The sequence below is a fragment of the Polynucleobacter sp. 71A-WALBACH genome, from assembly GCF_018882365.1.
Taxonomy (GTDB): Bacteria; Pseudomonadota; Gammaproteobacteria; order Burkholderiales; family Burkholderiaceae; genus Polynucleobacter.
Genome location: NZ_JACVOP010000001.1, coordinates 22,372 through 37,005, shown reverse-complemented (window position 1 = coordinate 37,005; position 14,634 = coordinate 22,372). Strand labels below are relative to the sequence as shown.

13 protein-coding genes are annotated in these 14,634 nt (G+C 47.7%); 10 read left to right on the top strand and 3 right to left on the bottom strand.

Features of this window, described 5'->3' with window-relative positions:
• Positions 1-10: 10 nt before the first annotated feature.
• Both ICN42_RS00200 and ICN42_RS00195 read left to right on the top strand, forming a co-directional pair.
• Positions 11-907 carry a dienelactone hydrolase family protein gene (locus ICN42_RS00200; RefSeq protein ID WP_216249185.1) on the top strand — a complete coding sequence of 299 codons (897 nt, stop codon included), beginning with the start codon at positions 11-13 and terminating at the stop codon, positions 905-907.
• Positions 908-912: 5 nt separating this feature from the next.
• Positions 913-1,686, top strand: a complete 774-nt coding sequence (locus ICN42_RS00195) for a ZIP family metal transporter (RefSeq protein WP_216249182.1) — start codon at positions 913-915, stop codon at positions 1,684-1,686.
• Here ICN42_RS00195 and ICN42_RS00190 read toward each other — a convergent pair.
• Positions 1,683-2,513 (bottom strand): sulfurtransferase, encoded by an 831-nt coding sequence (locus ICN42_RS00190; protein WP_216249180.1) that lies wholly within the window; start codon positions 2,511-2,513, stop codon positions 1,683-1,685. The genes ICN42_RS00195 and ICN42_RS00190 overlap by 4 nt on opposite strands.
• A 73-nt stretch (positions 2,514-2,586) precedes the next feature.
• Positions 2,587-3,693: an aromatic ring-hydroxylating dioxygenase subunit alpha gene (locus ICN42_RS00185; RefSeq protein WP_216249177.1), complete on the bottom strand. Its 1,107-nt coding sequence runs from the start codon at positions 3,691-3,693 to the stop codon at positions 2,587-2,589.
• 162 nt (positions 3,694-3,855) lie between these two features.
• On the opposite strand from ICN42_RS00185, the gene xseB reads away from it, so the two are divergent.
• Genes xseB through folE2 form a run of 4 tightly spaced genes read left to right on the top strand, consistent with a single transcriptional unit; the run spans position 3,856 to position 7,778 of the window.
• Complete coding sequence (gene xseB, locus ICN42_RS00180; RefSeq protein WP_216249174.1) at positions 3,856-4,089, top strand: exodeoxyribonuclease VII small subunit; 234 nt, start codon at positions 3,856-3,858, stop codon at positions 4,087-4,089.
• A gap of 21 nt (positions 4,090-4,110) precedes the next feature.
• The gene (locus ICN42_RS00175; RefSeq protein WP_216249171.1) at positions 4,111-5,004 is read left to right on the top strand and encodes a polyprenyl synthetase family protein; all 894 of its coding nucleotides are present in this window, start codon (positions 4,111-4,113) and stop codon (positions 5,002-5,004) included.
• Between the two features lie 16 nt (positions 5,005-5,020).
• Positions 5,021-6,925, top strand: coding sequence for a 1-deoxy-D-xylulose-5-phosphate synthase (gene dxs, locus ICN42_RS00170; RefSeq protein WP_216862415.1), 1,905 nt, complete (start codon positions 5,021-5,023; stop codon positions 6,923-6,925).
• A gap of 25 nt (positions 6,926-6,950) precedes the next feature.
• Positions 6,951-7,778 carry a GTP cyclohydrolase FolE2 gene (gene folE2, locus ICN42_RS00165; protein ID WP_216249169.1) on the top strand — a complete coding sequence of 276 codons (828 nt, stop codon included), beginning with the start codon at positions 6,951-6,953 and terminating at the stop codon, positions 7,776-7,778.
• 40 nt (positions 7,779-7,818) lie between these two features.
• Here folE2 and tsaD read toward each other — a convergent pair whose 3' ends face one another.
• Entirely contained in the window at positions 7,819-8,892 is a 1,074-nt protein-coding gene (gene tsaD, locus ICN42_RS00160; RefSeq protein WP_216249166.1) for a tRNA (adenosine(37)-N6)-threonylcarbamoyltransferase complex transferase subunit TsaD, read from the bottom strand.
• A 78-nt stretch (positions 8,893-8,970) separates the two neighbouring features.
• Between tsaD and rpsU the strand changes: the two genes are divergently transcribed.
• From rpsU to rpoD, 4 genes are all read left to right on the top strand, one after another.
• On the top strand, positions 8,971-9,183 hold the full coding sequence (rpsU, locus tag ICN42_RS00155; RefSeq protein ID WP_011903537.1) for a 30S ribosomal protein S21: 213 nt from the start codon (positions 8,971-8,973) through the stop codon (positions 9,181-9,183).
• Positions 9,184-9,302: 119 nt separating this feature from the next.
• Complete coding sequence (locus ICN42_RS00150; protein ID WP_216249164.1) at positions 9,303-9,749, top strand: GatB/YqeY domain-containing protein; 447 nt, start codon at positions 9,303-9,305, stop codon at positions 9,747-9,749.
• A gap of 54 nt (positions 9,750-9,803) precedes the next feature.
• Positions 9,804-11,753 (top strand): DNA primase, encoded by a 1,950-nt coding sequence (dnaG, locus tag ICN42_RS00145; protein ID WP_216249162.1) that lies wholly within the window; start codon positions 9,804-9,806, stop codon positions 11,751-11,753.
• A 224-nt stretch (positions 11,754-11,977) separates the two neighbouring features.
• Positions 11,978-14,518: an RNA polymerase sigma factor RpoD gene (gene rpoD / locus ICN42_RS00140; protein WP_216249160.1), complete on the top strand. Its 2,541-nt coding sequence runs from the start codon at positions 11,978-11,980 to the stop codon at positions 14,516-14,518.
• Positions 14,519-14,634: the final 116 nt, after the last annotated feature.

Here is a 14,634-nt window from a genome sequence, read left to right as displayed (position 1 = left end):
AGACAGAAAAATGACAACGAAAAAAAATCAAGGTTCAGAAATAGTGTCTAGCGATAGAAGGGGTTTTATAAAAGCCTCTGCTATTACTGCAACAACGATGGGTATTGGTTTTGTAGCCGCCTCTGAGCCAGTCCTTGCTGCGGCGATTGAAACTGACTTTGCTGGCATTAAGGCTGGCGAACAAATGATTCCGGTGGGAAGCTTTCAGTTGCCCGCTTATGTTTCTCGTCCAGACAAAGCTAAGGGTAATTTGCCGATCGTGATTGTGGTGAGTGAAATCTTTGGTGTGCATGAATACATTGCCGATGTCACTAGACGTTTTGCGAAGTTGGGTTATCTGGCCATTGCCCCAGAATTTTTTACCCGTGTGGGCGATCCAAACACTTACGGCACCATTGCTGAGATTCAAAAAAATATCGTAGCTCCCACTTCTGATACGCAAGTTTTGAATGACTTGCAGGCAGCCTTGGTATGGGCTGGTAAAAATGGCGGTGACTTGAAAAAGGTTGGCGTCACTGGATTTTGTTGGGGTGGCCGCATTACTTGGTTATCTGCCACACTGCCTCAGGTCAGGGCTGGTGTAGCTTGGTATGGCCGTGTGATTGGTGAAAAAACAGAAAACAACCCACGGCACCCAGTGGATATCGCTGCCGATCTAAAGGCGCCTGTGCTGGGCTTATATGGAGGCGCTGATACTGGTATCTCCCTAGAGAGCGTTGAACAAATGCGCGAGGCGCTTGCAAAGGCAGCTCCAAAAAATCCAGCGGCTAAAGCTTGTCGTTTTGAAATCTATCCAGATGCACCGCATGCTTTTCATGCTGACTACCGCGCAAGTTACCGCGAAGGTCCCGCTAAGGATGGTTGGGAAAAGTGCATTGCCTGGTTTAAGCAAAACGGGGTCGCATAATTTCTATGTCGGTACTGCAAAGCATCTTGTTGGTAACAGCGCTAGCTGGAACTGCTAGCGTTCTCGTGGCCGCGAGTTTTTCTTTGTCTTTGCTATCGAAGATGGTTCACAGCATGGTCAGTGTCTCAGTTGGTATTTTGCTAGCCACGGCCTTGCTGCATTCCTTGCCTGAGGCATTTACGATGCCGGGTGCGAGCCCTCAGCTCTTATTTGCTACTTTGCTTGCAGGGCTATTAGGTTTTTTCTTGCTCGAGAAAATTGCTTTGCTACGCCACAGCCATCATCATGAAGGGGATGGCCATGACCATCATCATGGTCATGATGCCGAGGTAGCGGGTCGCAGTGGTTGGATGATTCTGGTCGGCGATGGATTACATAACTTTGTTGATGGCGTGTTGATTGCCGCTGCATTTATGGCTGATTACCAGGTGGGTATCTTTACCGCGATTGCCATCATTGCTCATGAGATCCCACAAGAGATTGGGGATTTCATTGTGCTGCTCAATGCAGGGTTCTCGCGAACTCGCGCATTAATGTACAACTTCATTTGTGGTTTATCTGCGGTAGTGGGCGGCGTATTGGCTTACTTCTTTCTGGAGAAGGCTCACGCAGCCATGCCTTATTTACTCGTGATTGCTTCGAGTAGTTTTATTTACATTGCGGTGAGTGATCTCATTCCACAAATGCATCGCCGCCCGCATTGGGCTGAGTCTTTACGTCAAACGATTTTGATTGCTTGCGGTGTTGGCTTTGTGATCTTGCTCTCGCTGCTGCATTAAATCTCGACTGGCCGGCTCGAGTCGGTGCACCATTCACTCCAGCTGCCTGCATATAGGCGTGAGCCTTTGAGGCCTGCAACTTCCATGGCTAGCAAGTTATGACAAGCCGTTACTCCAGAGCCACACTGGTGAATGACTTCAGAAGCCTTGGTAGATCCCAAGAGATCATGAAAATTCTTGTACAACTGCTCAGGAGCTTTGAAAGATTTGCCTGAGAGATTTTCTCTAAAGCAATAATTGATCGCATTGGGTATATGTCCACCCACTGGATCTAAAGTTTCGTTTTGACCATGAAAGCGATCGCTTGCACGAGCATCAACGACGAGACTCTGTTTGCTTTGCAGGTTCTCCACGACGCCGTCTACCAAGACCAGTCCAACATAAGGCATCGTTGGCACAGGGGTGCTTGTAGGCTCAGCTTGGCGTGGCAGGGTGCCGATTGGACCATTCCAAGCATCAAGGCCACCATCTAAGACTTGCGCATTAGCATGACCAGTAGCCTTGAGCATCCACCATAAGCGACTTGCGTATACCGAGCCTTGATTATCGTAAGCCACCACCAATGTTTTTGAATCAATGCCTAAGCGTGATTTAGTTCGTGCCCAGGCCTCTGAAGTGGGTAGTGGGTGGCGACCATTTTTGCCGGTCTTGCTGCCAGATAAATCCTGATCCAGATCGATATAGATCGCACCTGGAATATGACCCTCTAAATAAGACTTGCGGCCTGCTAGTGGATCGACTAAGTCAAAGCGGCAATCGCAGAGCAATACATTCTCGCCACTATTGAGGATTTCTTCTAACTGGTTTGCGGTAATCAGTGGTGACATTTGCTATCCCCGTTCAAAGAGAAATACGGCAGGTTTATTTTGGGCGAATCGAGTAACTCAAGGCACGCTTAAATTATGCGCCTTGATATCCCATAGCGCGACGGTACCATTCGTGAAAATGTTGCATACCGTCTTCCATTGGGCTTTGATAAGGCCCCACCTCATTTTGACCACGGGCTAGTAAGGCAGCGCGACCAGCATCCATGCGCTCCGCAATCTCATCATCCTCAATGCAAGTTTCCATGTAGGCCGCACGCTCCGCATCGACAAACTCACGCTCAAAGAGGGCAATTTCTTCTGGGTAATAAAACTCTACGACATTGCGTGTTTTATTAGGACCCATAGGATGTAAGGTGGAAACACATAAAACGCCTGGGTACCACTCCACCATCACATTAGGGTAGTAGGTAAGCCAGATGGCGCCATGGCGGGGGGTCTTACCTTCATGATGACGTAAAACAGCCTCATGCCATTTTTTGTAAACGGGTGAACCAGGTTTCTCTAAGTCCTTGTGAATGCCAACCGTTTGTACGCTGTGCCAGTCACCGAATTCCCAGCGCAAGTCTTCACAAGAAACAAATTTCCCTAATCCCGGATGAAACGGTTCAACGTGATAGTCCTCAAGATAGACCTCGATGAAAGTTTTCCAGTTGTAATTGCATTCATGGACTTCAACATGGTCTAAAACATAACCCTCAAAGTTGAGGTCGTCAGCGACGCCCAGTTTGGCAAGGTCGGTGCGCACATCGCGTGGACCTTCAAATAGGAGTCCCTGCCAATTTTGCAAAGGAGATTTACCCAGATTGAGGCAAGGCTTATCTTCGAAATGGGGTGCACCTAATAATTGGCCATTTAAATCATAGGTCCAGCGATGTAGGGGGCAAACAATATTGTCGGCTTTGCCTTTGCCGTTGAGCATGAGTGCTTGGCGGTGACGGCAGACATTGGAGAGGAGTTCAACACCTTGTTGGTTGCGAACCAGCAAGCGGCCCTCATTTTCTGAGGTCAAGGTTTGATAAGAGCCAATCTCAGGAACCATGAGATCGTGACCAACATAGCCTGGGCCCTGCTTAAAAAGCAGTTCAATTTCACGCTGATAGAGATCAACGTCAAAATATGCCGAAACCGGCAGTTGTAAATTGGACGGCGCAAGTTGCTGCGCGGTAGCCAGATTAGTCATTCTCCCCACCCCCGAAAACGTCAGCCGAAGCTAAGCGGAATAACCAATCCAACCATCGACGGATCGATATTGGAAAGGAAGGAGGGGATTATACCCATCTAACCCACGTCTGGCTTTAATATGTAGGGCTATATCTGTAAGAAATTTGAAGGAAATGAGCTAATGCCAGCGAAGAAATCTGAGGGTCAGAAACCCGGTCTTGAGGTGCAAATCGACCCTAACCTACGTTATGAGCAGGCTGTAAAGGAGTTGGAAAAGCTGATTTCTGACATGGAGTCAGGCAAATTCTCCCTAGAAGAGACCCTTTTGGCCTATCAACGTGGTGCAGCCCTCTTGAAGCATTGCCAAGGCATGCTGGCCCAAGTGGAGCAGCAAGTGCGGGTATTTGAAGCGTAAGTTGCACTGACATTGACCTTCATGAACAACACGCTTTTATTCGAGGAATGGGTTCGGGCTCACGGACAGCGAACTGAACTGGCTTTAGAGCGCTTGCTCGATGCTGCCAATACCAATCCCGCTCGTTTGCATGAAGCAATGCGCTATGCCGCTCAGGGTGGCGGTAAGCGCATTCGTCCTTTATTGGTTTATGCCTCTGGCGATCTGGGTGATCAGGTAAATCAAAGTGCATTGGATGCAGCAGCTGTTGCGATTGAATGTATTCACGCCTATTCCTTGGTGCACGATGATTTACCTTCTATGGATGACGATGATTTGCGTCGTGGTCGACCTACGGTCCATAAAGCTTATGACGAAGCGACAGCTTTGTTGGTGGGCGATGCGTTGCAAACACGCGCATTTGAAGTTCTAGCCAATTCGCAATGTGATGCTGATACTCGCTTGGCGATGATCAGTGCATTAGCTGACGCATCCGGTTCTCGTGGCATGGCTGGTGGCCAGGCAATCGATCTGGAAAGCGTGGGCAAGAAGTTAGATCTGGCGGGTTTAAAGCAAATGCATGCGATGAAAACAGGAGCTTTGCTTTCTTGTTCAGTCCAGCTAGGCGGAATTGCCGCTAAGCTGAATTCGACCCAAATGTCGCATCTCAAAAATTACTCCGAAGCTCTGGGCCTAGCGTTCCAAATTGTGGATGATGTTCTCGATGCCACTGCGGATAGTCAAACCTTGGGTAAAACCGCTGGAAAAGATGCTGCTAATGACAAGCCAACCTATGTCACCTTGATGGGTTTAGACTATGCCAAGAAAGCAGCAAAAGATTTGCAAGAAACAGCGATTGCTAGCTTAGAGAGTTTTGGCCCTAAAGCCCAAGCTCTGAAAGATTTGGCTCTGTTGGTAGTTAATAGAGGCAAATAAGATTATTGAAGATTTGATGACTTTAAATTCCATTCACTCCCCCGCAGACTTAAAAAAACTTCCACGTGAGCAGCTTCCTGCGCTTGCTGATGAGTTGCGTCAGTTTGTATTGGATTCTGTTTCTAAAACGGGGGGACATCTCTCCTCCAATTTAGGCACGGTTGAGTTATCCATTGCTTTGCATTATGTATTTGATACACCGGCAGATCGTATTGTTTGGGATGTGGGCCACCAAAGTTATCCGCACAAAATTTTGACTGGTCGTCGCGAGCGTATGAATACCTTGCGCCAGTTCAACGGTCTGTCTGGTTTTCCACGTCGCGCCGAAAGTGAATACGATGCTTTTGGTACCGGTCACTCCTCTACTAGTATTTCTGCGGCGATGGGTATGGCGCGCGCTTTCCAAACTAAGGGTGAGAAGCAAGTTGCGGTTGCGGTGATTGGGGATAGCGCTATGACTGGTGGCATGGCATTTGAAGCTATGAACAATGCGGGCGTATATGACGACTTACCCTTGGTAGTCATTCTGAACGACAACGATATGTCGATCTCACCAGCAGTGGGCGCGCTCAATCGCCACTTGGCCAGATTGCTCAGTGGCAATATTTACTCCGCTACCAAGAAAGGGATCGATAGCGTTCTATCGATCGCTCCTCCTTTGCGTGAGTTCGCTAAACGTTTAGAGGATCATGCCAAGGGCATGGTTTCGCCATCAACGATTTTTCAAGAGTTTGGCTTTAATTACTTTGGACCAATCGACGGTCATGATTTAGATGCCTTAATTCCGATGTTGCAAAATGTGCGCCGTTTAGCGCTTGAAGGTCGTGGCCCCCAGTTTTTGCATGTTGTGACGCGTAAGGGTCAAGGCTATGAGTTAGCTGAAGCAGACCCAGTTCTGTATCACGGCCCGAGTAAGTTCAATCCGGAAGAGGGTGTCAAGAAGTCCACTACTCCTTCTCAAAAAACCTTTACGCAAGTATTTGGTGAATGGTTATGCGATATGGCTCATGCCGATCCATTGTTAGTCGGTATTACGCCAGCAATGCGTGAGGGCTCTGGTCTTGTTGAGTTTGAACAGAATTTTCCGAAGCGTTATTACGACGTAGGCATTGCCGAACAGCATGCAGTTACTTTTGCTGCTGGTATGGCGTGTGAAGGTATGAAGCCAGTGGTGGCGATTTACTCAACCTTTTTACAGCGCGCCTATGATCAACTCATTCATGATGTGGCGATTCAGGATCTGCCAGTACTCTTTGCTTTAGACCGTGCGGGTTTAGTGGGTGCTGATGGCGCAACACATGCGGGCGCGTATGACATTCCATTCTTACGCTGCATTCCAAATATGTTGGTGCTGACACCAGCTGACGAAGCAGAGTGTCGTGATTTATTGACAACGGCATTTCATCAACCGCATCCAAGTGCAGTGCGCTATCCGCGTGGTGCTGGTGTTGGCACTATTCCTTCAAAAGAATTGCGAACTGTGCCATTGGGTAAAGGGGAGTTGCGCCGTAAGTCCAGCGCGCCTGCTGGTCAGCGCCTGGCAATTTTGGCTTTTGGTACTTTGCTCTACCCAGCACTCGAAGTTGCTGAGCAAATCGATGCTTCAGTCGCGAATATGCGTTTTGTAAAACCATTGGATCTGGAGCTTCTCAAATCCTTGGCACAAGACCATGATTATTTTGTGACGATTGAGGATGGCGCTATTCAGGGCGGTGCAGGTAGTGCGTGTTTAGAGGCGCTCTCCGCTATGGGTATGAACAAGCCTCTATTGCAACTCGGCCTGCCAGATGAATTTATAGAGCATGGCGATTACAAGCTCTTGATGAGTAAATGCGGCCTGGACTCTGAGGGGATAGCAAAGGCGATTTCCCTACGTTTTCCTGTTAAATCTGTCGTAAATCCTGTGGCCGCAGGCAAATAAGTCATTTTTGCCTGAAAATAGATCCATGAACGACATTAATGCCGCCTTTCTCAAACCGCAAGTCATGCCGGATGTGCAATCTTCGCATGATGAGCGTGCCTTACCAATTGAGCAGGTGGGGATTCGGGGACTACGTCATCCATTGACGATCCGCACTAAAACTGGCGTGATGCCAGCTGTTGGTAATTTCGAAATGGATGTGGCCTTACCTGCGCATGTGAAGGGTACGCACATGTCTCGTTTTATTGCGCTCTTGCAAAATCACAATGAGCCTATTGATAGCGCATCCGTTGTGGCAATGGTTCGCGAGATGCTGCCTCTACTCAATGCCAGCGAAGGTCGTATTCAATTTACCTACACACACTTCGTGAAAAAAGCTGCGCCAGTATCTGGTGTTGAAAGCTTGATGGACTATGAGGTGACCTGGACTGCGAAGGCCAAACAAAATGCGTCTGGTGCGATTGATGTTGATTTAAATCTACGCGCTCAAGTTCCAGTAATGAGTTTGTGCCCTTGCTCGAAAGAGATCTCTGAATACGGCGCACATAATCAACGCTCCCACGTGACCATGTCCGTAGAGCTCGATTCGCAGACTAAGATGACAGTAGAAGATTTGGTCACCGCCGCTGAGAGTCAAGCCTCTAGTGAGTTGTGGGGTTTACTCAAGCGCCCTGATGAGAAGTGGGTTACCGAACGCGCCTATGACAATCCCAAGTTTGTAGAAGACTTAGTGCGCGATGTCGCTGGCCATCTCAAAGACGATGATCGTATTTTGTCTTTAGTGGTTGAGGCTGAGAATTTTGAGTCTATCCACAATCACAGCGCTTACGCCAAGATTAGTCTCGCCAAGTAAAGCAAAACTAATCAGTACTTAATCAGCGATTAAGTACTGATTAAGAGAGATTGTTACTCGCCAAATCCCAGCGGGGTTTGATATCAAAAGCGCCCGAAGTAGTAGAGCCATTATTTTCTGCCAACATGCGCAATGCTCCTGCAAACGCAATCATCACGCCGTTATCAGTACATAGATCTACCGGTGGGTAGTGCACATCAAATCGATTCTTTTTGGAGCTGGCATTCAAAGCTGTACGTAATTGCAAATTGGCGCCTACACCTCCCGCAAGCACTAGATGTTTGCAGCCAGTTTGCTTGAGGGCTTTTTCTGATTTACTGACTAGTACTGCAACCAGTGAGTCCACAAAGCTTCGTGCGAGATCCGCATGAAAGCTTGCCATCTCAGCAGAATCGGTAATACCCAGTGCTTCAAATTTTTTCACTTGATTCAGAACCGCCGTTTTAAGTCCAGAGAAGGAAAAATCCAAATCTCCCGAATGCATCATCGGTTTGGGTAAGTCAAATCGTCCAGATTGCCCTTTTTCCGCTAATTTAGAGATAGCGGCTCCACCTGGGTAGTCCAAACCTAATAACTTAGCCGTTTTATCAAAGGCTTCGCCGGCGGCATCATCCAAGGTTTCACCTAGAAGTTGGTATTTACCAACCCCGCTAACCAACATGAGCTGAGTGTGTCCGCCAGAGACTAGGAGGGCAATAAAAGGGAATTCAGGGACGGAAACCCCTAAAAGTGGGGAAAGTAGGTGTCCCTCAAGGTGATGAACCCCGATTGAGGGCAAATTCAGGCCTTGGGCCAGGGATTTGGCAAAAGCGCTACCCACCAATAAAGCGCCAGCCAACCCAGGACCCTGGGTGTAGGCCACGGCATCAATATCCTTTAAATGGAGGCCAGCCTCATGCAAAGCATCGTCCAGCAGCGGTAAAACTCGTCGAATATGGTCTCTAGAGGCTAATTCTGGGACAACGCCCCCATAGTCCCGGTGCATGGCAATCTGAGAGTGCAAAGCCTGTCCTAGGATGCCCTGATGAGCTGGGGCGTGATTTTCCCAGGGGGTAGTGTTGTATACGGCCACCCCGGTCTCGTCGCAAGAAGTTTCTATGCCTAAAACAATCATTTTTTCATTTGGTCGTGCTAGAATCGCACTTCAGTTAAATTTTTCGATATTTTTCGAGCATATACGAGTTAAACAAGTATGACTACAGTCCGCCTCCGTGAGAACGAACCTTTTGAAGTGGCATTGCGCCGTTTCAAGCGCACCATTGAAAAAAATGGTCTTTTGACAGATTTGCGTGCCCGCGAGTTCTATGAGAAGCCAACGGCTGAACGTAAGCGTAAGAAGGCCGCTGCTGCTAAACGCCATTACAAGCGTATTCGCAGCCAGATGTTGCCTAAAAAGCTTTACTAATCGAATTTAAAAGCTCTCCTCACCGAGAGGCTTTGAAACCCGCTGACGGTGAAACGCAGCGGGTTTTTGCTTTTGAATCGCCAGCAATTTATTAGATATTGAATACCGGGAAAAATGCCATGAGTCTGAAAGATCAAATCACCGAAGATATGAAAAACGCGATGCGTGCAAAAGAAGTGGCGCGCTTAGGAACCATTCGTCTTTTATTGGCAGCTATCAAACAACGTGAAGTCGATGAGCGCATTGTGATGGATGATGCCAGTGTGATTTCTACAATTGAGAAGATGATTAAGCAACGCAAAGATTCCATTTCTCAATTTGAAAAAGCGAATCGCGATGATTTAGTCGCAATTGAAGCTGCTGAGATGGTGATTTTGCAAGCCTATTTACCAGCACAGCTATCTGATGCCGAGGTAGAAGCAGCTGTTGCTGCAGCGGTTGCATCGACTGGTGCTGCTGGCCCACAAGATATGGGCAAAGTCATTGGCGTGCTCAAAGCTCAGCTAGCAGGTAAAGCGGATATGGGAAAAGTTTCAGGTTTAGTAAAAGTCGCGCTTGCTAAATAAGCTGAAAGTAAGCTAAAAAGTAAATAGTTAAAAACCAAGCCTCATCCACTACTGATGGCTCTCATACCCCAATCCTTCATTGCCGATTTGTTAAATCGGATTGATATCGTTGATGTCGTTGGGCAGCATGTTAAGTTAAAAAAAGCGGGCGCGAACTTTCAAGGTTTGTGCCCCTTTCATTCTGAGAAATCACCTTCATTTTCAGTATCGCCGACTAAGCAGTTCTATCACTGCTTTGGTTGTGGAGCGCATGGCTCTGCCATTAGTTTTCTGATGGAGTATTCCGGTCTTGGTTATGTGGATGCCATTGAAGACTTGGCGCGTTCGGCTGGATTAGATGTGCCGCGTGAAGAGCGCACCGCTAACGATGTTGCACGCCAACAGCAGACTATGGCACTGAGTGAAGTTATGAGTGCGGCTGCTGATTGGTATCGCCAACAGTTGAAGGTGGCGCCACGTGCAGTCGAATATCTTAAGGGACGCGGTCTCACTGGTGAGATCGCTAAGCGTTATGCCTTAGGTTATGCGCCTGATGGTTGGCAGGGTCTTGAAGCGGTCTTTGGTACTTATGCCAATGATGAGGTGGCGAAGACTTTGCTTGAGGGCGGCTTACTGATTCAGAGTGAGCAAGGCGACAGTAATCAAACAGCGCGTCGTTATGATCGCTTTCGTGACCGCATTATGTTTCCGATTCGCAATCCCAAAGGTCAGACTATTGGCTTTGGCGGACGCATCTTGGATCAAGGTGAGCCTAAGTATTTAAATTCTCCAGAAACACCGCTGTTCTCTAAAGGCAATACGCTATACGGATTGTTCGAAGCAAGGCAGGCCATTCGTTCGCAAGAGTACGTACTTGTCTGCGAGGGTTATATGGATGTCGTGGCACTCGCGCAATTGGGCTTCCCTAATGCGGTGGCCACACTAGGTACAGCTTGTACTGCGAATCACGTGCGCATGTTGTTGCGTCAAACAGATCGCGTCGTCTTTTCGTTTGATGGTGACTCTGCTGGTCAGCGTGCTGCACAACGTGCGCTTGAGGCCTGTTTGCCCTTGATGTCGGATGACAAAGAGATTCGTTTCTTATTCTTGCCAACGGAGCATGACCCCGATAGTTATGTTCGCGCATATGGGGCGCCCGCCTTTGAAAAGGTCATTAAAGAGGCCATGTCGATTTCTAGCTTCTTCTTCAAGATTGTCAGCCAAGAGCATGAGTTGACAACTCCTGAGGGTAGGGCGCAAACACATCACGCAGCAAAACCTTTATTGCTATCCATGCCGCCAATAGCTTTGCGCACGCAAATTTTGCGCGAGCTAGCCATTCGAACCAATTCAACGCCTGCCGAATTAGAATCCTTCTGTGGTTTAACGGTTGCTCCTGCACCAGTACAGCAAGGCTCATACGCCAGCACAAGTCAGCGCGCACCAAACTTTATTCAAGCCAATAGTGGTAACAGGACACAAGGTGCGCCTTGGCAAGCATCTAAGGGTTCAGCTAAAAGAGCGCCCTTACAAAATATTCCACCTCCTCAAGCCCCTACAGATTTAGCAGAGCAAATGTTGCGAGTCTTGATCCAGTTTCCGCATTTAGGAAAGGCCTTGGATGCTAACAAACGGGCGCTTGCTTTGCAGGCTTCTGAATTACGTTCCGCAAAAGCATTGGAGCTCATGAAAGACTTGTTGGCTCAGTGTGATTTAGTTGAGCTAATTCCTGGTGAGAATGGGAAGCCACCAGCTGTTGGTGCCGGCGCATTTGCTTTATTCCAAGAGCAGTTATCTCGCAGTGAGCTGGCCCCACTTTATGAAGTATTGAGAAAGCGGGTCATGGGCTCAGATTTAGAGATTGAAGGAGCGATTGCAGATTTGGATGGTGCCTTCAAAAAACTCGAGCTCATCCACCTCAAAACAGAAATGACACAAATTGCTCAAAAGATCGCTGGAAGCACTGCTACAGAGCAAGATCGGGCTCGATATCGCGAGTTGGGCGAAAGATTGAAATTCTCCTAAGAATTTACTGATTTAGGCCTAGAAAAACCCGAAATTTACCCCATATCTTCTATAAGGGAAGGGGTGAAAAAGTCGCAATCGACTATAATCCTCTATTCCCAGAAAAAAACCGATTTAATTCAGCCACTTGCGCTTTATTTTGAAGAAATTTGGGGCAAGTGGACAACGTGGCTGTGCCTAGTCAGTCGAGAACAATCATCAGTAATGTGAGTAAGTGCTAATAAATGCCTAATATTAAGAAAAAACCAGTAGCCAAATCAGCCAAGCCAGCAGCTAAGCCTGTAGCTAAAGCGAAGACACCAGCTAAGCCAGTTGCTAAAGCAAAAGCCCCCGCAAAAGTAGTAAAGGCACCAGTTAAGGCTGCTGCCAAGCCTGCAGCTAAAGCAAAGGCGCCCGCTAAACCAGTTAAGCCAGTAGCAAAGACAGTGAAGCCGGTAGCTAAGCCAGCGGCCAAAGCTCCCACGAAGGCGGTGGCCAAGGTTGTAGCTAAAGCACCAGCTAGATCAGCTAAGCCAGTAGCAAAAGCGCCTGTAAAGGCTCCAGTGAAAGCTGTTGCCAAGACAGTTGCTAAAGCTCCAACTAAGACCGTTAAACCAGAAGCTAAAGTAGAGGCGCCTAAAAAAGGTAAGACTGCTGTTGCTCCTAAGGCGGAAGTAGAAAAGCCAGCTAAGGTTGCTAAAGAGGCTAAAGAGGTTAAGGAAGCTAAGGGCAAAAAAGTAAAAGAGGTTGAAACGGAAGTTGAAACTACTGAAGAAGTAAAAAAAGGCCGCAAGCCAAAAGCGGATGCTCCTGCAGAAGGCGCTGAGCCAGTATTGACTGATCGTCAAAAAGCGCGCGAGCGTAAGGCAAAAGAAAAGGCGCTCTTAAAAGAATTCGCAGCACAACAGTTAGGCTCTGAAGAGCAACAAGAATTACGTCGTACCCGTCTGAAGACATTGATCAAGATGGGTAAGTCCAAGGGCTACTTAACTCATGGCGAAATGAATGACGTGATGTCAGATGAGTTGTCTGATGCAGATGCGTTAGAAACGCTGATCAGCCTCTTGAATGACATCAACATTACCGTGTATGAGCAGGCTCCTGATGCTGAAACACTGCTCTTGAATGAAAATGCTTCTGCAGCGACTACCGAAGAAGAGGCGGAAGAAGAAGCTGAAGCAGCTCTCTCCACAGTGGATTCGGAGTTCGGGCGTACAACTGATCCAGTGCGTATGTACATGCGCGAGATGGGTACCGTTGATCTCTTGACTCGTGAAGGCGAGATCGTTATTGCGAAGAAGATTGAAGCTGGTCTTAAAGACATGGTGATGGCTTTGGCTGCTTGCCCTGTCACGATTGGCGAGATCTTGGTTAACGTAGATAAGATCGCTAGTGGCGAGATGGAGATTGATCAATTCGTGGATGGATTGGTTGATCCTAATGCCGAAGATATTAAGCTTGGACCAGAAGAGCCAGAAGTTGACCCAGACGCAGAAGAGGGCGACGAAGAAGGTGGTGAAGATGAAGGCGGCGGTGGCGGTGGTGCAGCTACAGCCAATGCTAAACAATTAGAAGAGCTGAAGCAGATCTCACTTGAGAAGTTTGCGATTGTTCGCACCCAAGCTGAGAAGATGCGCAAGGCTTTTGATAAAGAAGGCTACAACTGCCCAGCTTATATCAAGGCACAAGAAGCGATTCGTGGCGAATTACTTGGTTTCCGTTTGACTGCTAAGAGTGTTGAGAAGTTATGCGACACAATGCGTTCGCAAGTAGACCAAGTTTGGAAACTAGAGCGCGGTATCGTAAGCTTGTTGGTAGACAAAGTTGGCGTTAATCGTGGTGAAGTATTAAAAGACTTTCCAAAGATGTCCATGAACTTAGAGTGGACCACCAAGCTACTTAAAGAAAACAAGCCATACACAGCATTGTTGCAGCGTAATGTTCCAGCGGTTCAGGAACTACAGCAGAAGTTGATTGATATTCAGACACGTGTTGTCTTGCCGCTTCCAGAATTAAAAGAAGTAAATAAGCAAATGATCGCCGGCGAGAAGCGCGCGCGTGAAGCAAAACGTGAAATGACTGTTGCCAACTTACGTTTAGTAATCTCGATTGCTAAGAAATACACCAACCGTGGATTGCAGTTCTTGGACTTGATTCAAGAGGGTAATATCGGTTTGATGAAGGCGGTAGATAAGTTTGAATACCGTCGTGGTTATAAGTTCTCTACCTATGCAACCTGGTGGATTCGTCAGGCAATTACCCGTTCTATTGCCGACCAAGCTCGTACGATCCGTATTCCAGTTCATATGATTGAGACGATCAATAAGATGAACCGTATTAGCCGTCAAATTTTGCAGGAAACTGGTCATGAGCCAGATGCTGCAACCTTGGCACTCAAGATGGAGATTCCTGAGGACAAGATTCGTAAGATTATGAAGATTGCTAAAGAGCCTATCTCCATGGAGACTCCAATTGGCGATGATGCGGATTCCAATCTGGGCGACTTTATTGAGGATAGCAATACATTAGCGCCAGCTGAAGCTGCATTGCATGATTCGATGCGCGATGTGGTGAAGGATGTATTGGATTCATTGACTCCACGCGAAGCAAAAGTATTGCGTATGCGCTTCGGTGTGGAGATGAGCACAGATCACACCCTCGAAGAAGTTGGTAAGCAGTTTGATGTGACGCGTGAGCGTATTCGTCAGATCGAAGCCAAGGCTCTGAGAAAAATGCGTCATCCAAGCCGTAGCGATAAACTCAAGACCTTCCTCGAAGAAGATTGATCCAAAGACTAACGGGCCTATAGCTCAGTTGGTTAGAGCAGAGGACTCATAAGAAAGAAGCCCTAGGGGTCTTGTAACTAAGACCTCAATAGATTCAAGAGGTTAGTGGTGAATTA

What these genes read in the sequence shown, in the direction of transcription:
- ICN42_RS00200 (WP_216249185.1), top strand. Translation starts at nt 11, where the DNA reads ATGACAACGAAAAAAAATCAAGGTTCAGAAATAGTGTCTAGCGATAGA.
- ICN42_RS00195 (WP_216249182.1), top strand. Translation starts at nt 913, where the DNA reads ATGTCGGTACTGCAAAGCATCTTGTTGGTAACAGCGCTAGCTGGAACT.
- ICN42_RS00190 (WP_216249180.1), bottom strand. Translation starts at nt 2,513, where the DNA reads ATGTCACCACTGATTACCGCAAACCAGTTAGAAGAAATCCTCAATAGT.
- ICN42_RS00185 (WP_216249177.1), bottom strand. Translation starts at nt 3,693, where the DNA reads ATGACTAATCTGGCTACCGCGCAGCAACTTGCGCCGTCCAATTTACAA.
- xseB (WP_216249174.1), top strand. Translation starts at nt 3,856, where the DNA reads ATGCCAGCGAAGAAATCTGAGGGTCAGAAACCCGGTCTTGAGGTGCAA.
- ICN42_RS00175 (WP_216249171.1), top strand. Translation starts at nt 4,111, where the DNA reads ATGAACAACACGCTTTTATTCGAGGAATGGGTTCGGGCTCACGGACAG.
- dxs (WP_216862415.1), top strand. Translation starts at nt 5,021, where the DNA reads ATGACTTTAAATTCCATTCACTCCCCCGCAGACTTAAAAAAACTTCCA.
- folE2 (WP_216249169.1), top strand. Translation starts at nt 6,951, where the DNA reads ATGAACGACATTAATGCCGCCTTTCTCAAACCGCAAGTCATGCCGGAT.
- tsaD (WP_216249166.1), bottom strand. Translation starts at nt 8,892, where the DNA reads ATGATTGTTTTAGGCATAGAAACTTCTTGCGACGAGACCGGGGTGGCC.
- rpsU (WP_011903537.1), top strand. Translation starts at nt 8,971, where the DNA reads ATGACTACAGTCCGCCTCCGTGAGAACGAACCTTTTGAAGTGGCATTG.
- ICN42_RS00150 (WP_216249164.1), top strand. Translation starts at nt 9,303, where the DNA reads ATGAGTCTGAAAGATCAAATCACCGAAGATATGAAAAACGCGATGCGT.
- dnaG (WP_216249162.1), top strand. Translation starts at nt 9,804, where the DNA reads ATGGCTCTCATACCCCAATCCTTCATTGCCGATTTGTTAAATCGGATT.
- rpoD (WP_216249160.1), top strand. Translation starts at nt 11,978, where the DNA reads ATGCCTAATATTAAGAAAAAACCAGTAGCCAAATCAGCCAAGCCAGCA.